This window comes from Ruegeria arenilitoris (genome assembly GCF_013035425.1).
GTDB lineage: Bacteria > Pseudomonadota > Alphaproteobacteria > Rhodobacterales > Rhodobacteraceae > Ruegeria > Ruegeria arenilitoris_A.
Map to the genome: position 1 here is coordinate 271241 of NZ_WQHX01000003.1, position 26983 is coordinate 298223.

Annotated in this window: 23 protein-coding genes; 18 read left to right on the forward strand and 5 right to left on the reverse strand. The window is 52.0% G+C overall.

What is annotated here, in order from left to right:
• Nucleotides 1–75: 75 nt before the first annotated feature.
• The 3 genes from GOV45_RS10415 (at nt 76) to GOV45_RS10425 (ending at nt 1405) form a co-directional block, all read left to right on the forward strand.
• Nucleotides 76–447 (forward strand): hypothetical protein, encoded by a 372-nt coding sequence (locus tag GOV45_RS10415; protein ID WP_170477075.1) that lies wholly within the window; start codon nt 76–78, stop codon nt 445–447.
• 135 nt (nt 448–582) lie between these two features.
• Nucleotides 583–1041 (forward strand): MaoC family dehydratase, encoded by a 459-nt coding sequence (locus GOV45_RS10420; RefSeq protein WP_174823636.1) that lies wholly within the window; start codon nt 583–585, stop codon nt 1039–1041.
• Nucleotides 1034–1405, forward strand: coding sequence for a cupin domain-containing protein (locus GOV45_RS10425; protein ID WP_170477077.1), 372 nt, complete (start codon nt 1034–1036; stop codon nt 1403–1405). The genes GOV45_RS10420 and GOV45_RS10425 overlap by 8 nt, the downstream gene beginning before the upstream one ends.
• Nucleotides 1406–1791: 386 nt before the next feature.
• On the opposite strand, the gene GOV45_RS10430 is transcribed toward GOV45_RS10425, so the two are convergent.
• Nucleotides 1792–2793, reverse strand: coding sequence for a LacI family DNA-binding transcriptional regulator (locus tag GOV45_RS10430; RefSeq protein WP_170477079.1), 1002 nt, complete (start codon nt 2791–2793; stop codon nt 1792–1794).
• Nucleotides 2794–2981: 188 nt separating this feature from the next.
• Here GOV45_RS10430 and GOV45_RS10435 point away from each other — a divergent pair, with 188 nt between their 5' ends.
• From GOV45_RS10435 to GOV45_RS10460, 6 genes are all read left to right on the forward strand, one after another.
• Entirely contained in the window at nt 2982–5306 is a 2325-nt protein-coding gene (locus tag GOV45_RS10435; protein ID WP_254447974.1) for a DUF1989 domain-containing protein, read from the forward strand.
• Nucleotides 5307–5311: 5 nt separating this feature from the next.
• Nucleotides 5312–6364: a quaternary amine ABC transporter ATP-binding protein gene (locus GOV45_RS10440; protein ID WP_170478070.1), complete on the forward strand. Its 1053-nt coding sequence runs from the start codon at nt 5312–5314 to the stop codon at nt 6362–6364.
• 4 nt (nt 6365–6368) lie between these two features.
• Nucleotides 6369–6863, forward strand: coding sequence for a hypothetical protein (locus GOV45_RS10445; protein ID WP_170477080.1), 495 nt, complete (start codon nt 6369–6371; stop codon nt 6861–6863).
• Between the two features lie 102 nt (nt 6864–6965).
• Nucleotides 6966–7913: an ABC transporter permease gene (locus GOV45_RS23595; protein ID WP_170477082.1), complete on the forward strand. Its 948-nt coding sequence runs from the start codon at nt 6966–6968 to the stop codon at nt 7911–7913.
• 37 nt (nt 7914–7950) lie between these two features.
• Nucleotides 7951–8898, forward strand: coding sequence for an ABC transporter substrate-binding protein (locus tag GOV45_RS10455; protein ID WP_170477084.1), 948 nt, complete (start codon nt 7951–7953; stop codon nt 8896–8898).
• A 627-nt stretch (nt 8899–9525) separates the two neighbouring features.
• Nucleotides 9526–11292: an adenylate/guanylate cyclase domain-containing protein gene (locus GOV45_RS10460; protein WP_170477086.1), complete on the forward strand. Its 1767-nt coding sequence runs from the start codon at nt 9526–9528 to the stop codon at nt 11290–11292.
• Nucleotides 11293–11517: 225 nt separating this feature from the next.
• On the opposite strand, the gene glyA is transcribed toward GOV45_RS10460, so the two are convergent.
• Nucleotides 11518–12825: a serine hydroxymethyltransferase gene (gene glyA, locus GOV45_RS10465; protein ID WP_170477088.1), complete on the reverse strand. Its 1308-nt coding sequence runs from the start codon at nt 12823–12825 to the stop codon at nt 11518–11520.
• Between the two features lie 96 nt (nt 12826–12921).
• Between glyA and GOV45_RS10470 the strand changes: the two genes are divergently transcribed.
• The 4 genes from GOV45_RS10470 to GOV45_RS10485 all read left to right on the forward strand — a co-directional run bounded on the left by GOV45_RS10470 (nt 12922) and on the right by GOV45_RS10485 (nt 17493).
• Nucleotides 12922–13800: a LysR family transcriptional regulator gene (locus GOV45_RS10470; RefSeq protein WP_170477090.1), complete on the forward strand. Its 879-nt coding sequence runs from the start codon at nt 12922–12924 to the stop codon at nt 13798–13800.
• A gap of 459 nt (nt 13801–14259) precedes the next feature.
• On the forward strand, nt 14260–15120 hold the full coding sequence (locus GOV45_RS10475) for a hypothetical protein (protein ID WP_170477092.1): 861 nt from the start codon (nt 14260–14262) through the stop codon (nt 15118–15120).
• Nucleotides 15117–15881, forward strand: a complete 765-nt coding sequence (locus tag GOV45_RS10480; RefSeq protein ID WP_170477093.1) for a hypothetical protein — start codon at nt 15117–15119, stop codon at nt 15879–15881. Before GOV45_RS10475 ends, GOV45_RS10480 begins: the two co-directional genes overlap by 4 nt.
• 154 nt (nt 15882–16035) lie before the next feature.
• On the forward strand, nt 16036–17493 hold the full coding sequence (locus GOV45_RS10485) for a pyridoxal phosphate-dependent decarboxylase family protein (protein ID WP_170477095.1): 1458 nt from the start codon (nt 16036–16038) through the stop codon (nt 17491–17493).
• Nucleotides 17494–17718: 225 nt separating this feature from the next.
• Here GOV45_RS10485 and GOV45_RS10490 read toward each other — a convergent pair whose 3' ends face one another.
• Nucleotides 17719–19260 carry an arylsulfatase gene (locus tag GOV45_RS10490; protein WP_367648669.1) on the reverse strand — a complete coding sequence of 514 codons (1542 nt, stop codon included), beginning with the start codon at nt 19258–19260 and terminating at the stop codon, nt 17719–17721.
• A gap of 293 nt (nt 19261–19553) precedes the next feature.
• Here GOV45_RS10490 and GOV45_RS23600 point away from each other — a divergent pair, with 293 nt between their 5' ends.
• Entirely contained in the window at nt 19554–20474 is a 921-nt protein-coding gene (locus GOV45_RS23600; protein WP_367648672.1) for an NAD(P)-dependent oxidoreductase, read from the forward strand.
• 93 nt (nt 20475–20567) lie between these two features.
• Here the strand turns inward: GOV45_RS23600 and GOV45_RS10500 are convergent, their stop codons facing one another.
• The gene (locus GOV45_RS10500) at nt 20568–21740 is read right to left on the reverse strand and encodes a pyridoxal phosphate-dependent aminotransferase (protein ID WP_170477099.1); all 1173 of its coding nucleotides are present in this window, start codon (nt 21738–21740) and stop codon (nt 20568–20570) included.
• Nucleotides 21741–21933: 193 nt separating this feature from the next.
• Nucleotides 21934–23133, reverse strand: coding sequence for an ROK family transcriptional regulator (locus tag GOV45_RS10505; protein WP_170478076.1), 1200 nt, complete (start codon nt 23131–23133; stop codon nt 21934–21936).
• A 186-nt stretch (nt 23134–23319) separates the two neighbouring features.
• Between GOV45_RS10505 and GOV45_RS10510 the strand changes: the two genes are divergently transcribed.
• From GOV45_RS10510 to GOV45_RS10525, 4 genes are all read left to right on the forward strand, one after another.
• The gene (locus tag GOV45_RS10510) at nt 23320–24339 is read left to right on the forward strand and encodes a sugar ABC transporter substrate-binding protein (RefSeq protein WP_170477101.1); all 1020 of its coding nucleotides are present in this window, start codon (nt 23320–23322) and stop codon (nt 24337–24339) included.
• 118 nt (nt 24340–24457) lie between these two features.
• Nucleotides 24458–25528 (forward strand): ABC transporter permease, encoded by a 1071-nt coding sequence (locus GOV45_RS10515; protein ID WP_170477103.1) that lies wholly within the window; start codon nt 24458–24460, stop codon nt 25526–25528.
• The gene (locus GOV45_RS10520; RefSeq protein ID WP_170477105.1) at nt 25504–26310 is read left to right on the forward strand and encodes an ATP-binding cassette domain-containing protein; all 807 of its coding nucleotides are present in this window, start codon (nt 25504–25506) and stop codon (nt 26308–26310) included. The genes GOV45_RS10515 and GOV45_RS10520 overlap by 25 nt, the downstream gene beginning before the upstream one ends.
• Nucleotides 26307–26966, forward strand: a complete 660-nt coding sequence (locus GOV45_RS10525) for a hypothetical protein (protein WP_174823637.1) — start codon at nt 26307–26309, stop codon at nt 26964–26966. The genes GOV45_RS10520 and GOV45_RS10525 overlap by 4 nt, the downstream gene beginning before the upstream one ends.
• Nucleotides 26967–26983 lie beyond the last annotated feature (17 nt).

Below are 26983 nucleotides of genomic sequence, written 5' to 3' on the forward strand. Positions count from 1 at the left end.
AAGACTAATGAATAATAACTTTATCACGCCCTAATGGGCTTGCAGTACTTGGAATGATCGGCACAATCTGTCGACATGACAAAGACGGGAAATTGGATTTTTGCATTAACCCTGATGGTGCCGCCGTATGCTCCTGCAAAAGCTTTAGAAATGAGTTGCATCCACCCTGACCGTCCTAACCAAACATACTCGGTTGCTGGTGACCAAGGTGTCTACACTTGGGATGACCACGAGGTCGAACGATCATGGAGGCTAGAGTGCAACGAGCATAAAGAAGGCTCCGCAACGTGTCACAGATCAGAGCGCTTTGGGGAAAGCGGCAGCAGCGTTATAGTTTTTCGAATGTTTCCAGACGGCAGCCTGGTCGAAAGTGGGTATTGGGCTTTGCTAAATACCAGCCGCGTTATCGTTACACCCGGTTTCGTTTGCAGCACCCACCACGAATAATCGACCCTATTTTCGTCTACTGTCTGATTTTGGCGCGGACCAAACGTTCGCTGCGGTTGTTACATCGTCTGGCCCTCGGACGACTCATAAGGTTCCGCATTGACGAGCAAGTTGCTATTTACCTATTATTTCGAGATGATTAGCGGCAAATACTTTGACGATCTATCAGTTGGTGATGTTTTTGATACCGGTGGGATTACGCTTACCGAAGGCTCTATAATCGACTTCGCACTCACGTATGACCCTCAACCATTCCACGTGAACAAAGTAGCGGCGACGGATTCGATTTTCGGTGGCGTCGTTGCAAGTGGCTTTCAAACAATAGCTCTCACCTTCCGACTGTTTCGTGACACTGGTGTGCTAACCGGCACCAACCTGGGAGGCCACGGCATGGACGAGGTGCGGTGGCTCGCACCCGTACTTCCGGGCGACACGCTTCGCGCGCGTATCACGGTCGAGTTGCTCACCCCATCTCGCTCAAAGCCAGATCGGGGAACTGTCCGGTTCCGCTATCAGACGTACAACCAGAACGACGTCGAGGTGCTTAATCTTGTCATGCACCACGTGATGGCTCGGCGGAAGACAAATGATTAAATACATACTTGGCGATAATGTTGGCGCTCTTGAACCTTGGCCGTTTGACAACCCTAAAAGTGCCTACCGTATCGTTTCTGGCAATCCATATGCGTCAGGTCGGCTTGACGCTGGTGGGCCCGGAGATACGACACGGGCCGGTATCTGGCGCTGCTCCAGGGGCGTGTTCGAATGCACAGAGCAGGGCGATGAGCTTATGACGATATTATCTGGACGATGCCAGTTGACGAACAAAATTAGCGGCGAAGTATGTGTCCTGCGAGCAGGAGAAAGTTTGTTCGTACGTGACGGAACGCGGTTGGAATGGGATATAATCGAGGAAGTGACCAAGGTTTTTTTTGGTCACAAAGTGGATGGCTATTGATTTCTTTGAATTATCCAAACTGGGAACGGAAATCACCTAAAGTTGCCGTAGTGTCATAAAGATTTTGGTGGTGAAACTGCCGTCGCCATCGTCCGACGGTTCCCCAAGATTTTGGCAAACTGGGTATGACCAAATCTCGAGATGTGAGCGTTGATTGCAGACGTCGATCAAGTGGGCATCGCGCTGATACCCCATGTAGTTTTCAGAGCTGAAAAAATCGAGCTGCTCGATTGCGCGGGAAAGGAAGAAAAAGGCCACTTAGTAGTGCCCCTCATTTCTGTGAGGACGCGTCACCGGATGTGATCCCTCAACTTCAAATAACGCTTCTACGCCTCAACGGCAGTCATTCGAGGCTTTAGGCGCTCAATTCGCGCTGTCGAAATAGGTCATTTTATTTCTTTCACCGAAGACCGTCTGACAATTTCTGCATCCAGATTTTCTCGATGCAGCGGAACGCCTGTCTCAAGGTGGTCCATGATCTGCGTGGCAACTGCCTTACCCATTTCGGCTGCGGGAAGGTTGATGGTGGTCAACGGGGGGTGTGTTTCCTTTGCCCAGTCCAGATTGTCGAACCCCATGACGGACATATCGTCAGGAACCTCTAGCCCGGCTTCTCTCAACCCAAAATAAACTCCGAGCGCCAAAACATCAGAGAAACACAATATGGCTGTAGGCCTTACCTTGCCATGTAACACCTCGCGTACCGCTACGCGGCCACCCGATACGCTGAGTTCGGTCTCGTGGAACTCCAGCTCGACTAAAGGTGTATTTACTGTTTCTGCTCCTTGACGCCGCGCCAACGTTCGGTCGCTGGTTTTCAGCGGGCCATGAAAAACTGCAATCCTTTGGTGACCAAGAGATGCCAGATAGCGGACCGCCTCGGCGGCAAGTTTGCTGTTGTCGTAGCCAATAGTTGGAATTTTGAGGTTCGGGTCCCAAACTGAGGTGAACGCGATTGGCACCTGCCTTCTTAGGAACATATCCAGCAACTCTTTGCTGTGAGCTGCACCGCTTAGGATAAATGCCTCGGCACCCATGCCAAGAAGCTTGCGGGCTGCCTTCAACTCTTCTTCGTCTTCGCCGTTTGATATGGCTAGGACCAGTGAATAGCCCCGTGTACCAAGCGCTTGTTCGATTCCGGCTATAAACTTCGCAAAGACGGAATGCTCAATTGTTGGGATAATGGCTGCGATCGTATTGGACTTGTTTGTTGAAAGTGCGCGAGCTGCGGGATTCGGGAGGTAATCCAGCCGCTCGCATGCTTCAAGTACACGCTTTCGGGTTTTAGGACTTACGCTTTTCGAACCGTTCATCACCCGAGAGATCGTGGCAATCGAAAGACCTGTTTCTTTGGCTACGTCTCTGATCCTGCCCGGCGGTTTTCTCATCTTGCTGACGCCCAGTTCCAAATTAATTTGACGAATCCTTTCAAATTATGTTCATTGAAACCGGTTACATGTCAATTTCTAAAGAATTCAAGATGCTCGCGTTAAAGTTTTACCCAAAAATGTAACCGGTTACAAAGCGGAGCTCTAGTGAAGGTACAAAGAGATATGTCTCCAACACTGCAAGAAACATGCTGAATGTTCCAGCGGATCAGCAAGTCCTAAGACGCCGGTATTCCGGGCTTAAGCAGCCAGGCACCATGCGGCTCGACATTGGTTTTGGTGAGGCCGGGACACTGCGTGTTCCAAAAGACGCCGTTGTGTCGATCACTCAAGTCGATGGTGGCGCTCGGGCATGGTTGACCGCACTTTCTGATGACGAGCCGATCTTTGGCATTTCGTCGTTGGATGTGCCGGGCGAATTGTCGGAACCATTGGAAACCGAGAGCTATGACAATCGAATGATGAGCGAGCTCGTCACTTCACGGGGCGGAAGCCTTGACACGTCGCGCGGCATCCAAATCTTCGAATCTTCGACGGAAGCAGGTGAAAATTACATCTTCAGGATGCGGCGGTCTGCCAGAGTTTTCATAATAGCTCCGGTGACGCCGGGTTTTATTGAAACCGGTGGTGGTGGCGCATTTCGTGTCGAGGTCAAACTGCCCGAAAACCAAATTGAAAGAGCATCTCTGCCGGAACCACTTGGTAAAATCGTCGATGAATGGCGGGTCACACGAGGTACGGCAAGAGCGTATTCTGTCAATAAAGGGCAGTTCATACAGGTGATCGATGTTGAGGGCCAGCAATGTTCCGACTTTATGGCGATGAGAGCTGATACGCTTGATGCCGGTATAGAACGATATATCGACTCGACAGTCTCTCGAACCATGGCCCGCAGCGCTTATCCGCTTCCGGGTTTGCACGACAAATTCTTCGATCAGGATATCAAGCCACTTCTGGCGGTTAGGCAGGACACCGTCGGGCGGCATGACACGTTTGCGCTTGCGTGTACTGCGCGCGGGTACGAAGAGCGTGGTTTTCCGGGACACCTGAATTGTTCAGACAACATTAGCGACGCTTTCGAGCCCTTCGGTATAGGGCGTAGACGAGCATGGCCGGCAATAAACTTCTTCTTCAACTCGTGGATTGACTGGGCAGATAACGCGATCGCCAGTGACGAAGCATGGTCACGCCCTGGCGACTACGTTGCGATGCAAGCCCTGACTGATCTCGTCTGCGTTTCGACGGCGTGTCCGGACGATGTCGACCCCATCAACGGGTGGAACCCAACCGACGTGCACGTTCGAGTTTATGAGGAAAACAGCACGATCACGCACTCTGTTGCTTGGCGTGCCAACCCCGAGGACGCAGTGAAAAAGACAGCACATTCCGCGTTTCATCCACGGACGTCGAAGCTGACGTCGTCTTTTCACGTCTCTCGCGATCTTTGGATGCCAACGCAATACGACGCCACCGGCGCAGTTGAAGAATACTGGGCCTGCAAACGCGCAGCGACTCTTCAGGATATGTCAGGTTTGCGCAAGTTCGACATAGTAGGGCCAGACGCACTTGACCTTTTGCAAGCATGCCTGACGCGAGATGTATCAAAGCTGTCGGTTCATCGCGGATGCTATGCCCTGATGTGCGACGAGCGCGGATCAGTATTGGATGACGGTACACTTTTCCGGCTTGAGGACACCGCCTTTCGCTGGTGCTGTGGGTCGGACAATTCCGCTTTGCACCTGCGGGAGAAAGCAAAACACCTGGGTTTGAATGCGCGCGTTCTCTCACCCGGTGATCGCATGGTGAATCTTGCCATTCAGGGGCCGAAATCCCGCGATATCCTAAAGGATATCGTCTTTACCCAACCTTCACGCCCTTCGCTCGAGAATCTCAAATGGTTCGGTTTCACGGTAGCGCGGCTTCGTGACCGTGACGGGCCGATGTTCATGCTTTGCCGGACGGGATTCACCGGAGAGCTTGGCTATGAGCTGTTTTGCGACCGAAACGACGCTGTAGAGATTTGGGACGGATTAATGGAAGCCGGTTCGCCGCACGGGTTGGTCCCGATGGGCGGGCAGGCCCTTGAAATGCTCCGCATAGAAGCCGGCCTGATGATCGCGGGTGCCGAGTTTGGGCCCGATGCCGACGCGATGGAATCCGGGCTAGGCTTTGCGGTGGACTTCAAGAAGCCCGAATTTATTGGTCGCGCTGCGCTGGAACGGAATGCCGGCGCCGTGCGGCGAAAGCTTGTCGGACTTCACCTTACGGGTAATGAACCACCTTTGCATGGCGATGCCGTTTTCATCGGGCGAGAGCAGGTTGGCATAATAACCAGTGGTTGTTTCTCTCCCCAGTTAGGGCATGCCATCGCGATGGCACGGGTGGCTGTTGAAACTGCCGACATCGGAACGGAGTTGGAGGTCGGGAAGCTTGACGGTCACATGAAACGGCTACCGGCGCAGGTCGTCGACATCCCGTTTCTTGATCCCAAACGAGAAAAGGCGCGCGCGTGAACAACATGAAAAATGAAGGCGTGGTCGTCACGCGGAATGTCTGGAAAATCTTTGGCGACCGGGCAGCAGAGGCTATGGAAGCGGTGCGCCGGGAAAACCTTTCGAAAGCCGAAGTGCTAGAGCGATATCAGGCCGTTGTCGGTGTGAAAGATGTCTCAATCTCGGTCGGAGAAGGAGAGATTTTCTGCATAATGGGCCTTTCAGGTTCGGGCAAATCAACTCTCGTCCGGCACATAAACCGGCTTATCGAACCAACCGGCGGCGAGATACTGATAAACGGTGTGAACGTCGGTGAGCTTGACGCAGAACAGCTTCGAATCCTGCGTGCCGACAAGATCGGAATGGTGTTCCAGAACATGGCGCTTCTGCCGCATCGTACCGTGCGCGACAACGTGGCTTTTGCGCTTGAGCTGCGAAATGTTGATGCCTTCACCCGCGCACAGCATGCAGAACGGGTCATCGAGCTTGTGCATCTCGAAGGCTACGGCGATCGCCTTCCAAGCGAGCTGTCAGGCGGAATGCAGCAACGAGTAGGGTTAGCCCACGCCATGGCTGCGGACCCGGATATCCTTTTAATGGATGAGCCGTTCAGCGCGCTGGACCCGCTGATCCGGCGCGGTCTGCAGGACGAATTCCTCGAACTGTCAAAGACGATGAAAAAGACCACGCTTTTTATCACTCACGATCTGGACGAAGCGATCCGCATGGGCAGCCGTATTGCCATCATGAAAGATGGCGAGATTGTACAGACCGGATCTCCTGAAGAGATCGTGACCAAACCAGCGGATGACTATGTCGCTGACTTCGTGGCTGGAATCTCAAAATTGAAGTTGGTTTTCGCCCATACAGTGATGCAACCGGTCGCAGCATACGAGACGAATGGGCGGGAACTGCCACCCGTATCGGATTGTCCAACAGCCGGGCCCGAAGACAACCTTGATATTTTGGTGTCGCTGGCCGTCGATCAGGAAAACCCAATCATCATCATGGACGATAGCAAGCCAGTAGGCGTTGTCACGAAGGACTCGCTTTTGCACGGAATTAAGGGAGAGGTCTAAGATTATGGCAACCGAACAGGAGCTTCGCAAACCCTTCCTGGAATTTGCCGGCCCAAACGGCGCGTACTATGCCGACACCTTTTTGAAAATCCAAAAAAACGTGTTGGGCCGCTGGCACGTCAACAAAGCAGCAATGCTTGGAAGCTTTGTCTGGGCCGCTTTGCGTGGCAATTGGTTGCTTTTCGTCATCGGTTTCGTAATCGACCTGATCGTCGCGGTTAACCTGGCGCTTGTCTTTAAATACTCCAAAGCCGCCGCAGACAACGCAGACAAGGACTTTCTGGTTGAACGTTACGAAGGCTGGAGCCAATCCAGCCTGATCGGCGCAATTCTGGTCTTTTTCCTAGGCCGGTTGCTATTTGGTTGGATAGCTGACCGTTTTTATGCACGGCAGTATGAGCGCTGGCGGGTCGATCACACTGTCAACAATGGCGTTGAAAAAAGCCGCCTTGTCCTTGCTGGCCTGATCGTGCTGTTGGTCGTGCCGCTAATGCTCTAGCGTTCAACCCAGTTCGCGCCGGATGAACGGACCTGTATCAAGCAAACCCGCGCCATCGCTGGGGGAGAAGAGGTTAGCTTCAAGAACAAATTCGATTGCGCTGTGATTGGCGAATTCCCGACGCTTCTTTGGATAGAACGACCAGATAAGATCACCTTTCCACGCGACGAAAACGGAGATCGTATCGTTCTGCGCGAACCAGCACGCGAAGACGCACCACCGATCAACTTGAACACCTATGTCAGTCAGATAATCGACGACGGCATCGCATATTTGACCATTTTTTACGGTTTCCTTTTTGACGGTATCACCAAGTTTCTGCGCGGTATGCTCAGCGCGATTTCTTCGGTCACTGTCGGTACGCCCTGGCCGATCACCATGGGTGTGCTCCTTTGGATGGCTTACAAGATGGCCGGTCTGCGGGTAACAATTTTCGTGGCTGCATCACTTGTCTATCTGGCTTTATTTGGGTTCTGGCAGACGGCGATGGATACACTGTCACTGGTTCTTGCGGCATCGATCATCTGCGTCGTCGTGGGTCTGCCGCTTGGTATTTGGGTCGGCAAATCTCAAAGAGGCCACGCGATCATGACGCCCATACTTGATGTGATGCAAACAATTCCATCCTTCGTCTATTTGCTTCCGGCCATCGCATTCTTTTCCATTGGCAAGCCTCCTGGAATTCTAGCAACTGTCATATTCGCGATGCCACCCATGGTGCGCCTGACTGCGCTTGGCATCCGGCAAGTTGGCGAAAGCACGAAGGAGGCCGCGCTGGCCTTTGGGGCTAACCCCAGACAGCTTTTAACGAAAGTCGAGTTGCCGCTGGCATTGCCCTCTATCATGACCGGCATCAACCAAGTGGTGATGATGTCTTTGTCAATGGTGGTGGTCGCTGCTCTGATTGGTGCGGGCGGCATGGGCTACATCGTTACCGAGGCGCTTGAGAACACTGAAACCGGCCGGGGCATTCTGGCTGGCGTTGGAATTGCCCTACTCGCGATGATGATCGACCGGGTGGTGCAAAAGGCGAATACAACTCGCCAGTAAACCGCGCCCAATGCGCGACATATCGAAAGGGAGAAGCATGAAACCAATGACAAACCTTGTCGCCGCCGTGGCGCTCTGCACAGCCGGAGGAGCCTCGGCGCAAGAGACAGTCAAGATTGGCGATTTAACCTGGACTGGTGCAACCGCAATCGGCCATGTCATCCAAGCCGTAATCGAGGGGCCTCTTGGCAGCGAGGCCGAGATTGTCGAAGGTCTTAGTGACGGCTCGGTCATCGCTGCTGGTATGGACAAGGGCGACGGCTCGGTTGACGTTTATACTGATCTATGGATGCCAAACCGTCAGGGTATCTGGGACCAGTACGTCGACGGCGCGAAAACAGTTGGTGTAAACCTACCCTACCTTGGAACGCAGATGATGTATGTGCCGTCGTACCTTGCTGACCAGGTTGCTACGGTCGATGACCTCAAAAAGCCCGAGATTGCCGCGATGTTCGATAAGGATGGTAACGGGAAGGGCGAGTACTGGGCCGGAGATGCCGGTTGGAAATCCACCCGCATGTGGCAGGTGAAGTTTAAGGACTATGGCCTTGACGAGCTGTGGGAGCCGGAAATCTTGCCTGATGCGACTTTCAAGGCTCAGTTAAAGACCGCAATCCAACGCGAACAGCCGATCCTGTTTTACTACTGGACCCCAGAATGGGTGCACGCGGCTTACGAAATTTCACCTATCGGAGAACCCGAGCGCTACGAGGGCTGCGAAGACCACAATCTCGATGCCGAAGACTGGCTGGAGACGTCAAAGTTTGACTGCGCGAGTTCAGACGCGATGATCTATGTTGCGTATTCCAAGTCGCTTGAAGAACGGAACCCCCCGGTCGCAAAGTTCCTCAGCCAAATGCAGCTTGATCCCGCTGTCGTAAACCAGTGGATCCTGCAAATCGGTCGTGATGAAGAAGATCCAAGGGATGTCGCCGAAAACTGGGTGGCCGAAAATATGGATGTCGTGAACGGCTGGATCAATTAATAGTGTTAAACAGGCTCGGCGCAGTTGCGTTTCTGCGTCGAGTTTACTTTACAACAACAGTCTATGTTGAAGCTAGACGGCGTCATCTCCGGCTCGGTGGTCTTTTTGATTTCGTGTAAATAATGAAACTGGTCAGTTTCACATAAGAACAGATGCGTAGTTAGCGGCAGACGCTCTTTGAAGGCCATAGGCAAGCAAAACTGCCAGGACGCATATTGGTCCCACTATTTCAACAACAGCTTTGAAAGATATCGGAGATAAAAGCCCAATCGAGAAAGGCTTCGCTAGAAGCCCTTCTGATGGGAACTGTTTCCATTTGCCTAGACTTACCATCTTCAACTCGTAAAAAATAACAACTGGCTAAAATTATCATCCATCACCCAAGCTGCATAATTTTATCGCAGTTTTCATGACAAATTCGCTTTATTGAACAACGACAGTGTACATTCGCAGCGGCAAACGGTGCATTGTTGACCCAATCACGTCTGCAGAACGCGGTTTCACCGACGTTTCCTCGTTGAGCGCTTCATAGGAAGGCAGAAATCGGTTCGGCCCCACATCAATGGACTCAAAGGCCGTCGAAACATAAAATGGCGATACAGGATCTTGTCCGGGGGAATCCGGAAGATGACAGACGACCAAGTTCAACGAAGGCTCACGACAATACTTGCAGCTGACGCAGTTGGTTTCAGCCGTCTAATGGATGCGGACGAGGAAGCGACCCTTCGAACGCTTAGGGATCACCGCGAGATTATCGATTTTTTAGTTTCTAGCCACAATGGGCGCGTGTTTGGATCGGCTGGCGACAGCGTGATAGTTGAGTTCCCAAGTCCGGTAGAGGCAGTACGCTGCGCTGTTGAAATCCAAAGCGGCATTCAGAAGAGCAACTCCGGCTTTCCGGAAGAACGCGTCATGCGTTTTCGTATTGGCATAAATCTGGGTGACGTGATGGTGGAAGGTGAAAACCTTTTAGGCGATGCCGTAAACATCGCGTCGCGGCTCGAAGCACTAGCTGATGCCGGGGGTATTTTGATCTCCGGGACGATATACGACCAGATTGCCGGAAAAATTACGAATACAGTGGAGTTTGACGGGGAGAAAACTCTTAAGAATATCGAAGGCCACATACGTACCTACCGCGTGTCCGTCGAAGAGACGAATGGGGAAACGTCTCAGAGAAATTCAACCGGCCTTGAATTTGACCCGCCAGAGCGACCTTGCATCGCGATTATCCCTTTCAAATTCATGGGGTCCGAACCAAACAAAGACTATCTGGCGGATGGCCTCAGATTCGGTATTTCGGCTACATTGACGCAGCTTTCGGGGCTCTTTCTGGTTCACGCGCCGGCCCTGAATTCTTATCGTGGAAAGGACGTGTCTGCGCCAACGGTGGGTGCCGAGTTTGGTGCACGCTACATCCTAGAGGGTGCTGTTCAGCAGGCCGGGAACCGTATTCGGGTCACGGTTCAACTCACTGATGTCGAAATAGGGCAAACGATTTTCGCACAACGCTATGATCAAGTTCTTGATGACATTTTTCAGGTTCAGGATGAAATCACCCGTCAGATTATCTCTGCGCTTAACATTGAACTGGCGACAAACGAACGGAACCGAATTTGGTTCGGGAAACTCAACAGTCCGGAAGCGGTGGAGTACTATTACCGAGGCGCAAGCCACTTCTATGAATTGAACCGGGAAGACAATGCAATTGCTCGTGGTTTGTTTGAAGAACTATACCGCGTTCAGCCGGACTCGGTCGTCGGTCCGAGCTACGTTTCGGTTACACACTGGATGGACGGTTTCTTTTTCTGGACCGACCCCGGGGCCAGATCCATGAAATTGGCGGCCAGTTGGGCGCAAAAAGCAATGGAATACGAAGACAATAATGGTATTGGCCATGCCGTATTTGGACATCTGCTGCTGCTTGAAGGCAGGTATGAAGAGGCTTTGGCGCTGTGTAAAACCGGAGCAAGGCTTCGGGCCAGCTGCCCTTTGGCTCACGCTTTGCATGGGCTTGTGTTGAACTACTGCGGTGACGCGCATTCAGCGGTTCAGAGTGTGAAAGAAGCCCTTAATCTTGAGAAAGTGTATCCTGCATGGCTGATTGACATTCTCGCTGCCGCTTACCGGGACTGCGGGGATGTTGCGCTTTCGATTCCGGCGGCAAAAGAGTCATTGAGGATAAATCCTAGGAACAATGACGCTCGCGTCATTCTCTGCAGCGATTATGGGCTAGCATCGGATCGGGACGCGGCACGGCGAATTGCCGATGAAGTCATCACGATTGATCCTACGTTTCGTTTGTCCGACTATGCCAAGAGCCAGCCGTATAAGGATCCGGCAGCGCTCGACCGTGTGATGAACGTGCTTCGAGATGCCGGGCTTCCGGACTAAGCGAATGGCCTCGTGTTTTGGGTCCTAGTCAGTGGGTCGGCAGTCCGCGCAACTGGGTTTCCGAACGAAATACCCAGTGTCGCTACGCATTGGCAGCGTTCGTCCAATTACCCTAGTTAACGTGTTCGCTCTGGGTCACAGCAGCCACCGACCGAATACATTTGACTTATCGGCTTGCAGAAAGCGCAGTCATACGGAGGCATGCTTCATGTGGTTGCGTTCTGATCAGTTCACGAAGTGCAGCCTGTTAAACTCACCACGCCAGGCGGAGACCTCAGGCAGAATTTGCTCTGCGTTCAGGCCTCGCTTGATCAAATAAGCTAAACGCTCTGCATCATCCGAAGTCATACCCCAGCGAACCAATTCGGGTGTACCGATCCGAAGACCGTTCATATCGCCCTCAACGGGTTTCGTGGGCAATCCGATACCGCATGCGAGGAATCCGCTTTTTCGCAACTGTTTGGATGCCGTCTGACCGCCGCCGAAAGGTGATGCCAAAACTGCAAATTGGTGCGAGTTGGTAAAGCCATTTGTCCCGGCGAAAACTGGTACGCCATGCGCATCAAGTGCTTTGGCAAGTGATTTAGACATTGCGATCATCTCGTTTGCGTAGGCCTGCCCAAAGTCTTTCCAATCCAGCATGGTTACCGCAAGCGCGGCTGTTTTGGCGGCATCGAAATTGGCTGTCATACCCGGGAAGGCAATGGCATCCAGCGCTTTCGCTATTTCGGCGTCATTGGATACGATCAGTCCACCAGCCGGACCACCAAGGCTCTTGTAGGTGCTCATCGTCATGAAGTGGGCACCTTCGTTCAATGGGTTGGACCACGCGCGCCCAGCAATGATGCCGCACTGATGGGCGGCATCGAACATGACCTTGGCGCCGGTGTCATCCGCAATTGCGCGCACTTCGGCCACTGGATGTTCAAAAAGGTTCAAACTACCGCCAATCGTGATCAATTTGGGTCGCTCGGCTCTGGCCAGGTCACGCAAATGGTCCAGATCAACGGTGTAGCCATCAGCGTTGACCGGAGCCTCGATGGTGCGCAAACCAAATAGCCCAGCACAGCCGGACGAATGATGGGTCACATGCCCACCGATTGATGCGGGCGGAGCAATAATAGTGTCACCGGGTTGGCAAGTCGCCATAAAGCCATACAAGTTGGCAATTGCACCTGAGGGCACTCGAACTTCGGCAAACTGGGCATCAAAAACCTCGGCGCAAAGCTCAGCTGCGATGACTTCGATTTCTTCAATCGCTTCCAAACCCATTTCATATTTGTCACCGGGGTAGCCCAACGAAGGCCGTGACCCAATTCCCGATGACAAAAGCGCCTCGGCCTTGGGGTTCATCACATTCGTTGCCGGGTTGAGGTTAAAGCACTCTTGTTCGTGAATGCGGAGGTTTTCTTCTGCCAGATGCGCAAGCCGGGCCAAAAGATCGCCCGACGTTGTCGACGCGGACTTTGTAGCGATGTCCTGAATCAAGGTTTCGCTTGCGGCAGGCACCCAATCTCTTTGTGCAAGTGTCATCTGACGTTCTCCTGTTTTTCCCACATTGACGGCTGTCGCGTGACATCGCAAAGCAGATTTGCTATTTCTTGGCGTAGAAAAACTATGGCTAGTAAGATGAGCGTTGCTCCGAAACGCCCCAAGGGGCCTCCTCTGAACGCAATGCGCGCCTTTGAGGCAGCGGCGCGTCATGTCAGCTTTGTTGCAGCGGCCGAAGAGTTGAACGTCACACCAGGGGCGATCTCTCAACATGTCAAAGCCTTGGAGGGTTGGGCTGGAACGCCGCTATTCCGCCGTAATGCCCAAGGAGTTGAACTCACGCGAGAAGGGCAGTTGCTTATTGCTGACTTTAACGAGGCGTTTGATCGCTTGGCCGATGCCGCACGAGCTTTGCGGAACCTCCAGCCCAAGGCGGAATTTCACATCGCAGCTCTGCCCGCAGTTGCTCAACTTTGGCTACCCAAACGGCTTCGCCGGATAAGAGCGCAACTTCCGAACATCAATTTTTCTGTCACCGCATTGGAAACACCACCAAGCCTCTCGCGCGAACTTTTCGACCTGTCGATATTCTTTGCTTTGCCTGACGGGTCACCAAATCAAATTGTCGTCTGTGAAGATGAGATTACCCCAGTTTGCGCGCCTACAGTTTTGTTGCGCGCGCAACGCCCAAATGGTTTTCAAGATGTTCCACTGCTACACGATCAGACTTGGAAAGGTGATTGGCCCAAGTGGTTGCAAAGCAATGGTTTTCATATGCGCGACGAAAATAGCGGCCCTCAGTTTTCGCTCTATAGCCTCGCGGTCGAAGAGGCAAAGGCGGGCGCCGGCATTTTGATGGGGCACTTGTGTTTGATCGAAGATGACATTGCATCAGGGTCACTGACAGCGGTAAATACGCAATCCTGCCCAACAGGTCTTTCTCTTGTAATCCAGTTGCCGCGGCAGTCACGACGAAGGCCCGAAACTGATCGGGTCGTTTCTCTGTTATCAAGTTGAGCGAGAGAACGATACAGCCTATCGGCCAGTACTTGGCATTTCCGTTCTTTCAGGTGCGATGACAAGATCAGTCCAGCCCAATGCCGTTTAGAAGATCGACCCCATGAAAATCGATACTTAAGTCAATTCAGTTCCGCTAAACCAAGTAGACTTGCCCACCCGACCGCTGCGAGAAGAGAGCTACCCAACCAGACTTTCAGACTCTCTGCTTAGGCGGCATTGCCAACTTAAAAAACCAAGTAGGAGGCGTTTGGGAACAGTTTGGCCGCTCAGCGCGCTGTGTCCGCTACTGGAAATTTGAATAAAATGCGACGCTAAACCGATGAAAATTGGAGCTGAATCGAAGTCCAGTGTTGGCCTTCGTTAGTCAAGCGGTTAATTTCGACAGAGATTCATGCCGTGCGTCCGGCACGACCTGAGGCAATTGGGGGCAGCATGATCGGGATAGGGGGAACGCAGATGGCATCGTCTCGACTGAACAGAGGGTTGCTTATTGTTGCTCTGTTCGCCTTGTTACCGGGGTGCAGTAGCAAGGCCCAAGATCAGAGCAACTTGGCTGAAACCAGTTCACAAACCAACGCTACTACAAGGAACTCTGCGAATGCTTTGGCTGGGATCGATCCTGCCACCTACGCTGGCGATTTCCAGATAAAGCTGAGCAAAGAGGTACCTCTGCGTGACATTCCAGTGCCCTTCACTGTCTATGGTGGTCTCGAAGAATCCAGTCCTACCAGATTGCGTTTGAAGGCCTTCATGGATTTGCGTGGATTGCAGGACAAGGCACCCGAAATACTGAAGGGCCCATTGGAAGAGACCTGTAAACGCCAAATTTACCTCGAAATTCAAGATGTCACCGCCAAGGGTGACACTGTGCAGGTCAAAGGTTCTGCCCGCGCCCAATTTTCAACGTGCAACCGTCGCGAGGAACCGGGATGGCGCTATTTCGGTGCAACCGTGGATGCAGTCGCGATCGGCAAGGCAGAGGTTAAAGGCCAATGCCTGACATTCAGCATCGAAGATATTGACCTTGATCCGCGCGGCTTGATCGGCGGTATTTCCAATCTTTTCGGTTTGACTGAACGTATCAATAACGCGGTCCTGGAAAAGGGTGGCGAATTTTTGGCCGAAAACCCTGTCTGTCCGCCGTTACCCGAAGAATTTTCGGTTCTCGATCCGAATTACGAGTCGGGCGGTACTCGCGAAATTGCTCCTGGCGGGATGGGCGCAGCTATTGTTGGATCTGCCGATGTCAGTGCCGATACGATAGTTAAGTTGCTTGGAGAGCTCAAAGAGCTTGGTGTATTGGAGTTTGCTGAATGAGACTTTGGTTTGTCGTTCCGGTCTTGGTGACTCTCGTATTTGGTGCAGGCGCATCGAGCGCGCAGCAGGTGAATTTTGTCTTTGATGCTTCAGTTCCAGTGCGGGAAACGGAACTGCCATATAAACTTGATCTGGGCTTAAGTGCGGTAGGCCCGACAAGGGTAGGGGTGGATGCTCTTCTCGATCTTCGTGAAATCCAAAAGATTGTACCGGAGCGCTTGGCCGATAACGCAATAATCGACAATTGCGGCCTGCAGGTAAGGCTGGATGGTCTAAGCTTTTTGGCTGAAGGCGATGCAATTGATTTAGATGGGGACGTCACCATAACAATCTTCGAATGCAGCCGCACCGGTGACCGAGACTTTCAGCGAGGCGAAGAGAAAAACGCATTGTCAGCAAACATGTCCACTGCCGCAACCGTCGAATTGCGGGATAACTGCGCCTATTTCAAGCTTCTTGATCTTACTCTCGCGGCCCCCGAGTTAAATCGCGAGCAGGTTCTGGAGGAAGATACGCTTGAGTCGGTTAAGGAACTGATGTTGGCAGCAGTTGATCTTGTTTTGAATGAAAGCCCGCTTTGCCCGGAGCTTCCACCAGAACTTGCGTCGTTGGATCCGACTTACGACAAAGGTGGCCCGCGAGAGATCGGTGATGGTGGCCTTGGTGTTGTTCTTGAAGGATCCGTGGATGTGAGCCCTTCAACAATTCTGGACATTCTTACGGTTCTTCAACGTCAGGAGTTGATTCCGCCGGCACCTTAGCGGCTTTTAATGTACGCTGGGATGTCCGACTAAAAGCTGCTTTCAAGTATAAGGGCCAAACTTGGCCTTCGGCAGGATGTTTGTCAGACAACGATTTTCTTGCACTGAGCACGTTCTTCCAGCACGTTCAAATTCAGTTAGGGAGCGGCGGCATATGCGGGATAACAAAGAAGAAAGTCTCGATCCGGATGAATGGGAGTTTAGCCGTGCTCTTGCCCACAAAATGGTGGACGAGGCCATCGACCACTTAGCGCGTGTCCGAGAACGCCCTGTATGGCAGGCCATGCCAGAAGAAGTCAGGGCCACTTTCCAAGATGAGTTGCCGCTCAACCCCAGCCCTTTGGAAACTGTTTACAAGGAATATAAGGAGACTGTGCGCTCTTACCCAATGGGCAATATTCACCCTCGTTTTTGGGGTTGGTACATGGGGTCCAGCAACTTCACAGGGGCTTTAGGTGATTTTCTTGCGGCTGTTGAGGGCACCAATCTTGGAGGCGGAAATACCGGCGCCGCCCAGGTTGAGCAGCAAGTCTTAGATTGGCTAAAAGAGATTGCGGGTTTTCCCAAAAGCGCCAGCGGCACTTTAACCAGCGGTGGGTCGGTGGCGAACCTCGTCGCGCATACGGTAATCCGGAATCTCTCTGCCGGTTACGATGTCCGCAAAAAAGGCGTCGCCGAATTGAGTAGACCTTTGCGTTTTTATGCTTCGGATCAAGTACACAGTTGCCATCAGAAAGCTTTGGAGATTTTGGGCCTTGGGTCAAAAGCGCTGGTGGAAGTTCCGACAGATGCGCATCAGAGGCTGCAGATCGACGCGCTGCAAGCCGCGATTGTCGAAGACAGGGCGAAGGGATTGCAGCCAGCTTGTGTGATCGGGACGGCTGGTACTACAAATACCGGAGCAATAGATGATCTGGCTTCAATCGCGGATCTGTGCGATCACGAAGGCCTTTGGTTTCACGTGGATGGTTGCATTGGGGGCGTTCTGAGACTGGCCCCAGAGTATGCCGATCTGGTAGCCGGGATCGAGCGGGCGAGCTCCGTTGCCATCGACCCTCATAAGTGGCTTCATACTCCGTTCGAGGCAGGGGCCGTACTGATCAAAGAGCCCAAAGCCCATTTTGCCACATTTGAAATGCACGGTCCGTACCTGCAACTTCAAGAGCGGGGTATGATTGCCGGAAAATTCCTTGCAGATTATGGCTTAGAACTTAGTCGCGGCTTCCGCGCGCTGAAAATCTGGATGGCGTTCAAGGAACAAGGCGCCGCGAAGTTCGGAAGAATCATATCGCAGGATATTTCCCATGCGCGGTATATGGCCAACCGCGTTGAGCAGCATGCTCAGCTTGAATTGGTCGCTCCGGTAAATTTAAACATTGTGTGTTTTAGACACGTTGCAGCCGACGAAGGAGCGGCAAAGACCCTGAACACGGAGATCATGCTACGCCTTCAAGAGCGCGGACTTGCAGTACCCTCTGACACAACGGTAAACGGCAAGCATGGCCTTCGTTGCGCTTTCAACAACCACCGCACAAAACGCGAGGACATCGACGACTTTTTGAACGATGTACTTCGTGTTGCTGACGAAATTATTTCGGAAGAAAACGCTTAATTTATCCTGCAAAATCAGGATTGGCACGCAATCCAATTTTATCTTGATCTCTTGGTTGATTTCCGGGGTTGGTCTGACCTTGGTTTAATTTCGACCATCTTGTTTCGCGCATACGCTGACACTTGGTGATCTCTATACATGGAGTGCCCCCTAGCCGCATTGGATTGTCATAATTGACGGGCGACAGCAAAATGCCGCCGCCCACTATGTTTTTGCATGGTCAATTTAACCGCCTTGGTTTCGCTGAAGGCTTTGCAAAACTTGATCGATTGAGAAGCTGGCTGGTTCTTGACGTGGTGGGTAATCCTCAAAGGTCTGAAGGAATTGCGCCACAAATGCTTGTGCCGGAGCCAACGCAAACATTCGCTCTGCACGCCAACGACCGTAACCGATTGACTCGTGCTCTGCCCTCTCAAACGGGTCCGCATAAAGATCAATCAATTTTGGAAACCGCAGCTGAACAAGTGGGTCCTGCCAAACATCAAATCCATGCGCGCGCTGTTCGGCAAAAACAACTTTGAAGCGGTTGTATCTCAGATTCATTAAATCGCCTCCGTCCGAGAAGTAGAAAAATTCCTTCCGCGGACCATCTTCGACTTCGCCGCTGAGATAAGGCAAAAAGTTGTAGCCATCGAGGTGGACCGGCTCGTTCCCATCGCCAAACGGCGCTTCAGTCAGCATTCGATCCTTCATATCGGCATCGCCCAATGCTGCCATTATTGTTGGGAACCAGTCGAGATGGCTGATGATGTCACTGGATTTGCGTCCAGGTTCGATCACGCCCGGCCATTTGATAATCAATGGCACCCGGAAACCGCCTTCCCAGTTATCGTTTTTTTCACCGCGGAACGGCGTCGTGCCCCCATCGGGCCAAGTAAACACCTCTGCGCCGTTGTCGGTTGTATACATCACGACCGTGTTGTCAGCGATGCCCAACTCATCCAGCTTGTCGAGCAATTGCCCGACCATACCGTCGTGTTCAACCATCCCGTCAGGGTAAATTCCAAGACCGGTAACTCCCTCACTTTCTTCTTTGAGATGGGTCCAGACATGCATTCGAGTTGAGTTCCACCAAAGAAAGAATGGGGTGTCTTGTTCAACAGCCCGGTCCATGAAGTCTAGCGCGCCAGCGGTGACTTCTTCGTCGATGGTCTCCATTCGCTTACGCGTCAGAGGTCCTGTGTCTTCGATTTGCCCGTCTGCAGTGGCTTTCAAAACCCCACGCGGACCAAAGCGTTCCCGGAATTCCGGGTTTTTGGGGTAATCCGGGTTCTCTGGCTCTTCCTCTGCATTGAGGTGATAGAGGTTCCCAAAAAACTCGTCGAAACCATGTGCTGTTGGTAGATGTTCGTCCCGATCACCAAGGTGGTTCTTACCGAACTGACCTGTCATATAGCCCTTGGATTTCAGGTACTCGGCGATAGTCGGATCCCGCGCATCCATGCCTTCAGCTGCCCCGGGAAGGCCAACTTTCAATAAACCAGTCCGAAAACCAGACTGCCCGGTGATGAAAGACGCACGGCCTGCAGTACATGACTGTTCGCCATAGGAATGCGTAAACAGCATTCCATCTTTGGCAATTCGGTCAATGTTGGGTGTTTCATAACCCATCATACCTTGGTTGTAGGCGCTGACATTCCAATATCCGATGTCATCGCCCCATATCATAAGAAAATTCAGTGGTTTCTCCTGTGCACTGGCGCCTGAGGCGCCAATAGCAAATGAGGAAAGTACTGCAATGGAACGCAGAAACTGCAGATCTTTCACTCCCTGAAAAATTATTTGAATAGTGCGGTCAGGATCGCATGATTCCGCGAAAAACCGAAGCTATAAGGTCAAAGCGCCTCATTTGGCTTAGAGCGTCACGTGGTAATATCGGTCGCTATTCCGGATTTGCGGATTAACGTCTCAACCCTGAAGCAGATTTTTGGAGATTCCTTGGACGAATGAGGAAGTCAAATTTTTGATTTGGTTCCATCCATTCAGTGGATGATGGCGGCGCGAGAAATCCGTATAGCTGTTTCTTCGGTTATTGTGAAAGTGGGGCGTGAGCTTAAAGTATTAATCACAAGTCTCGGGGGGAGAATAGTATGAGCAAAGAGCGGATAGGTTTTGTCGGTGTCGGTTTAATGGGGCACGGCATCGCAAAAAACTTGTTAAAAAACGGCTACCCGTTGACGTTGATCGCGCACAAAAACCGCGCACCCATGGAAGACTTGTTAGCGCAAGGCGCACAAGAGGCAAAATCGCTCTCCGACCTCGCAATACAATCCACCGTAATTCACATTTGCGCGCCCGGCTCACCGCAGGTTGAAGCGATCGTGGAAGAGCTGCTCCCAACTCTTAGTGAAGAAGCGGTGGTGGTCGATTGTTCGACATCAAACCCAAATTCAACGGTCGCCTTAGCTAAGCAATTAAAGACCAGGGGTTGCCATATGGCAGACGCGCCATTGGGTGGCACTCCGGTTCAAGCCGAAGCCGGGGAACTTGCGACCATGGTCGGGGCGGACGAACATGTATTTGAGCGATTGCTGCCTGTTTTTCAGACTTGGGCCAAGTCAGTCGTGCATTTGGGTCAGATCGGTTCAGGCCACAAAATGAAACTGCTCAACAACTTCCTGTCGTTGGGCTATGCGGCATTGTATTCAGAAGCGCTGGCTCTTTCAGAGAAAGTTGGGATTTCGACAGAGCAATTCGACTCGGTTATTCGCGGCAGCCGTATGGATTGCGGATTTTATCAGACTTTCATGGGTTACGCTGTAGAGGGCAACAGAGACTCGCACAAGTTCACGATGAAAAACGCGCTAAAAGACTTGCGATATCTTGAGGCGATGGCGGATGAGGCTGCAATGGCAAACCCAATCGGCAATGCAATCAAGAACAGTTTTGCGATGGCGTGCTCTGCTGGCGGAGATGGAGCTGAGGATTACGTGCCGCATCTGGTTGACTTTGTTGCACAACGTAATGGGGTAAATAAATAGCCTTGGAATTTGGGCGTTTGGAAAACGGGCTAAATCGAACGCAACCCTTGGAATTCTCAATGTACAAACATTTAAAGGCAGGGAAACCAGCCTCTATGCGCTCGATATGAAAGTTTTCATCCTGTTCAGAGCCTCGCGAATATTCTCTTGGCTGTTTGCGTAACTCAAGCGGATGTAACCTTCGCCAAGAATACCAAAATCTGGTCCGCCGATAGTTGCAACCCCGGGCCCCTCCAAAAGTGCCGAAGCCAATTCCTTGGCTTTGAAACCGGTCGAAGAGATATTGGGAAACGCGTAAAACGCGCCCTTCGGCGTGATGCAACTGACACCTGGAATATCGTTCAAAAGTCTGACAACCAGCTTTCTCCGCGCATTAAACTCAGACAACATCTCGCCCACAGCGTCTTGAGGGCCCGTCAACGCTTCGAGGGCCGCAAACTGAGCTGGAGTGTTGACGCAAGACCATGCGTTCACTGCAAGTTTTCTGGCTTTTTGGTAAAGCTCGTCCGGCCAAACCGAATAACCCAAACGCCATCCGGTCATTGCATAGGTCTTGGACCACCCGTTTAGCAATATTACCCTGTCCCGGATTTCCGGATAGCTAAGCAGGGTTACGTGTTCTTCGCCGTCATAAAGCATTTGGTCATATATTTCGTCACTCAAGATCGCGATATCCGGTCGATCCATCAACCCAGCGACCAGGTTGTCCACCTCTGCCTTGGGCGTGACACCACCGCAGGGGTTTGCTGGCGAATTGAGGACAATTAAGCGCGTTTGGGGCGTGATAAGGGAAAGCGTCTCTTCTGCTGAGAATGCGAAACCGTTTTCCTCGCGTATGGGCACCGGGATAGGACGCGCGCCAGTAAACTCAATCATCGATCGGTAAATCGGAAAACCGGGGTCTGGGTACAAAATGTCAACGCCTGGCTCTCCGAACATCAAAATGGCAGAGAACATGGTTACTTTTCCACCAGGTACGATCAAAATATTTCCGGGGTTTACGTCGACGGAAAAACGGCGATGCAGATCAGCAGCAACAGCCTCACGTAACGGGAGAATACCAGTTGCGTCGGTATACCCGTGGTGCCCATCGCGAAGCGCTTTGATGGCAGCGTCGACAATATTTGGCGGAGTGGGGAAATCTGGCTGACCGATGCCGAGGTTAATAACGTCCTTTCCGGAAGCTGCAAGCGCGCCTGCTCGGGCAAGTACTGCAAACGCATTCTCTTCTCCGATACGGTCAAACCCGTCGACAGTTTTTAGCATGGTCGCTCCCTAAAAAAACCGAAATTCAAAGAACCCTGCGGCGGGATGACTCCCACCGTTGCCCAAAGGGTAGTTATTCTTTTGTACGGTTAATACGTAAAGGCGTATTTCGCTGACGTGAAGGGTTAATTCTTTTTCACGTTCAGGCGGATGAGTGCGAATTTGCAAACAGCAGTGATGACCGTATTGTGGTTCAGGATACTGATAAGCCAGCATTTGTGTTCAGCAAGAATTGGCGGAAAATTGGACTGCTTGCAGCGCCAATGCCCCGAGCGTTTTCGCCGACTGAACCGGCCTCCACACGCGGAGGTATCAGCCCTCGTTTGTCTTGGTTGGCCAAATAACGCTTAACCCTTGCAACCAGTTCCTCGCGAACATCCGTTGGGAAGGCGCCATCTATGAAAATGGCCTCGAAATCTATGACTGCGCAGATCGAAAGCGCAGCCTTTGCAAGCTCTTGCGCAGTGCTACCGATCCACGGGTCCACGTACCGTGCTATGCTGCTCCAGTCTTGAGGTTTGACCCAAAGGATTGCGGGGTCGACATTCGCTTGGATCAGGCGATCTTCAAGTAGGTGCAGCGATGCGACATCAATGAGTTGTTGGCTTTCACCCAACGGGCTCGTCGTGCGCATAGCTCCTAATGCGCCAGCGTTTCCCTGATTTCCCTCGAATACTGTACCGTTCAGCGCAACACCTCCACCGATCATCGATCCAATAAAGAAATAAAAGTAGTCACGGTATTCGCCTCCACGTCCGTAAAGATGTTCCGCGTGACAAGCGGCCGTTGCGTCATTGACCACGAACACCGGAAGATCGCTGAACTTGGCGACTTCTGAAAAGAAATTGACGTCTTTCCAAGACCGGAACTTTTCAGCAGCGATGCCTGTTAAGTCATGCCACCGCCAAAGTTCAAATGGTGTCCCTATCCCGATACCACAAACGCGGCGGCGGAGCCTGTCAGGTTCATCCGCCAGCAAATCAGTTAGCCCGCTTTTAAGAAATCCGAACACTGTTTCGGGAAAGGGGTAGTCGTAGGAAATCGAGAACTGCCGACGCGGATTGCCAGCAAAATCGATTAAAAGAAGATCAGCACTCCGCCGTCCGATCTTCATTCCAACAGACAAAACCCCATCTGGATTAAGCTCCATGGGTATCGATGGTTTGCCTACTTTTCCTCGGATTGGCGTGCCGCGCCTGAGAATCTCGTCTTTCTCCAACTTTCGTAGAATTATGGAAACGGTCTGAGGGGACAGGCCGGTCAGACGCGCAACGTCAGCGCCCGGGGTGGGTCCATGCCTTTGTAAAACTGTGAGAATCAGACGCTCGTTGTGGTCGCGAACACCGCTTTGGTTCACCCCACCAGTTAATTTTACAAGCGTCTCTTTCTCCATGAAACCGACCATAATCAGCTCCTATCCCTTTGGAAAGATGACACCTCTAATTAATAAATCAAGTTTATTTATTTATTGACAGGCGCGCCAGAATCACCTTTCCTATGCTCAGACCCGCGTAACGTATAAAAGTGGGTCATTGCCGGAGACTTCGGTGCATTCAAGGACATTACCCGGGAGGAAACCATGAAAAAGCTACTTTATTTTGCCGCGTCAGCTGCTGCTCTTGCGATTGGAACGTCATCCGTTCAGGCCGCGGGTGAAACTGTTTGCCTGATTACGAAAACTGACACGAACCCATTCTTTGTGAAAATGAAGGAAGGTGCCACTGCCAAAGCTGAAGAGCTTGGAATGACTCTGAAGGCGTTCGCAGGAAAAATTGACGGTGACCATGAAACTCAGGTGCAGGCCATCGAAACCTGTATTCTTGATGGGGCCAAGGGTATCCTTTTGACTGCTTCAGACACCAGCTCAATTGTCCCTGCAGTACAACAAGCCAGAGATGCAGGTCTGCTCGTTATTGCCCTTGATACACCTCTGAGCCCAATTGACTCTGCTGACGCGACCTTCGCGACTGACAACTACAAGGCTGGTTTGTTGATCGGACAGTGGGCAAAGGCCAAAATGGGCGACGCGGCAGCGGACGCGAAAATCGCGACCTTGGATCTGAACGTCAGCCAGCCGACCGTGGATGTATTACGCAACCAAGGATTCTTGGATGGTTTTGGCGTAGACTTGGCTGACCCGAATGTTATTGGCGATGAAACTGACCCACGACTGGTTGGCAGTGACGTGACCGATGGCAACGAAGAAGGTGGCCGCCGCGCTATGGAGAACCTCCTTGCAAAGGACCCGACAATCAACGTTGTTCACACAATTAATGAACCGGCGGCTGCAGGTGCTTATGAGGCTCTGAAATCCATTGGCCGTGAAAACGATGTGTTGATCGTATCTGTTGATGGCGGTTGTCCCGGCGTTCAGAACGTAGAAGCAGGCGTAATTGGTGCCACCAGCCAGCAATACCCGTTGTTGATGGCTTCATTGGGCGTTGAAGCGGTCAAAAAGTGGGCTGAGGAAGGCGTTAAGCCTGAAAATACTCCTGGAAAAGACTTTTATGATACCGGAGTTGCCCTCATCACCGATCAACCGGTTGATGGTGTGGAGTCTATCTCTGTATCCGAAGGTTTGGACCTCTGCTGGGGTTAATTGCCTAGTCTTTGGGTGGGGTGCTTAAAAGCACCCCGCTATTCGCATCACACAATAATTGAAACTTCCTGTAAGATGAGTTCGTCGGCCGCAAAGCCCGCCGCGAAAAGGGGGAGATATGTCAGAAGCAAACCAAGGCGCCCAGGAATTTGAATCTGCTGCCAGCGGTAAAGAAGCGATCGCAGAGTTTGAGAGCCATCGTGTAGGCTTCGTCGGGAAGTTGCAGCACATCCTCCACGTCAATCCATCCTTTGTTCCGTTGATTGTCCTGGTTGGTGCAATTGTGATTTTCGGCGTGCTTCTAGGTTCGAAGTTCTTCTCTCCGTTCGCGATGACATTGATCCTGCAGCAGGTTCAAATCGTAGGCATTGTTGCCGCCGCACAAAGCCTTGTTATTCTGACCGCGGGAATTGATCTCAGCGTCGGCGCAATAATGGTCTTCTCTTCCGTAATTATGGGTCAGTTTTCTTTCCGCTACGGTATTCCGGTTCCGGTTGCCGTGTTGTGCGGGCTTGCAATTGGCACGGCAATAGGCGCGATAAATGGCTGGCTTGTAAGTCGGGTTAAGCTGCCTCCGTTTATCGTTACACTCGGAATGTGGCAGATCGTTTTGGCCACAAATTTTCTGTATTCAGCGAACGAGACGATCCGTAGTCAGGACATCGAAGCTAGCGCGCCATTCCTGCAATTCTTTGGAACCAAGTTCAGCATTGGCGGAGCGACATTCACCGTCGGTGTGATTTTTATGCTCGTTTTGATTGCTGTGCTCGCCTATGCGCTAAGGCACACGGCTTGGGGGCGCCATGTTTACGCGGTTGGCGACGACCCAGAGGCGGCAGAACTTTCGGGTGTTAACGTCCACAAAACTTTGATGTCTGTATATATGCTTTCCGGGTTGATCTGCGCGTTTGCAGGTTGGGCACTGATCGGGAGGATCGGTTCGGTCTCTCCAACATCCGGGCAATTAGCCAACATCGAAAGCATCACTGCGGTTGTGATTGGTGGTATTTCACTATTCGGCGGGCGTGGTTCAATTCTCGGCTCATTGTTTGGCGCACTCATTGTCGGAGTGTTCACTCTGGGGCTCAGGCTTCTTGGCGCAGACGCGCAGTGGACCTACCTGCTAATCGGGCTTCTCATCATTTCCGCAGTCGCGGTGGACCAATGGATCAGAAAGGTATCGGGCTGATGTCGGACAACACTCCTGTCGTACAGGGCCGCGGAATCGTTAAGCGTTATGGCCACGTGACCGCAATAGACCACTCTGATTTCGAATTGAGACAAGGCGAAATTCTGGCTGTCATCGGGGATAACGGCGCTGGCAAATCGTCAATCGTAAAGGCGATTTGCGGTGCTACTATCCCAGACGAGGGGGAAATCCTGATCGAGGGTAAAAAAGTCAACTTCACCTCTCCGATTGACGCCCGAAATATGGGGATCGAAATCGTCTATCAACAGCTCGCGATGTCGCCGGCGTTATCAATCTCTGACAACATGTTTATGGGTCGGGAAATCCGAAAAACCGGTTTCATGGGTAAATTTCTGCGGCAGTTGGATCGCCCCGCGATGGAAAAGTTTGCCCGGGAAAAGTTGACCGAACTAGGGTTGATGACCGTGCAGTCTATCAATCAGGCGGTCGAAACCCTATCTGGCGGGCAACGCCAAGGTGTTGCCGTCGCACGCGCCGCGGCTTTTGCTTCCAAGTTCATAATCATGGATGAACCGACTGCAGCTCTCGGAGTTAAGGAAAGCCGGAAAGTTCTTGAACTGATTCAAGATGTAAGAGCGCGGGGAATTCCGATTATCCTTATAAGCCACAACATGCCACATGTTTTTGAGGTTGCAGACCGTATTCATGTGCATCGGCTGGGCAAGCGGCTCTGCACCATTGATCCAAAGGACTATACGATGTCTGACGCAGTTGCGTTCATGACAGGTGCTAAAGAGCCGCCAAGCGAGGATGCAGCTTGATTGAACGTGATACGAAAATAGTCTGCGATTTGGTCAAGAGTAAGCTGCGAACCGGAACAAGAACCGTCGTCGCGATCGCTGGTCCTCCAGCCTCCGGTAAATCGACTTTGGCCCAAGCGGTGGTTCGGGCGCTCAATTGCGAGCGCAATGAGAGTGCGCCTTTCGCAGCCTTGTTAGAGATGGATGGATATCATTTAGACAATCGGCTGCTTGAGTCGCGTGGGCTATTGGCAAGAAAAGGTTCGCCCGAGACATTTGATGCAGCCGGTTTCGCCGAAACCGTTCGGAGACTTGAGGCGGCTGACCGAGAAACGTTCCATCCTAAATTTGATCGTCAAATGGACCTTTCAATTGCAAATGCCGTTGCAATCTCGCCGGATACTCCAATTGTAGTCGTCGAAGGGAATTATCTTTTGTTAAAGGCCGAACCATGGAGGTTCATGAAAGACCGGTTTAGTGCAAGCGTTTTTGTTGGGCCGACAATGGAGGTTCTACAGGAGCGACTCGTGCAACGGTGGATAAATCATGGACTGGACGCTGAAACGGCTTTGAAAAAGACATTAAAGAACGATTTGCCTAATGCAGAGCTCGTTCTTAGTGCAAGCGAAGAAGCCGATATCTTATTGAAACAAGACTACGACGAATACGTTCAATAAGCCGATCAGATTTAGGA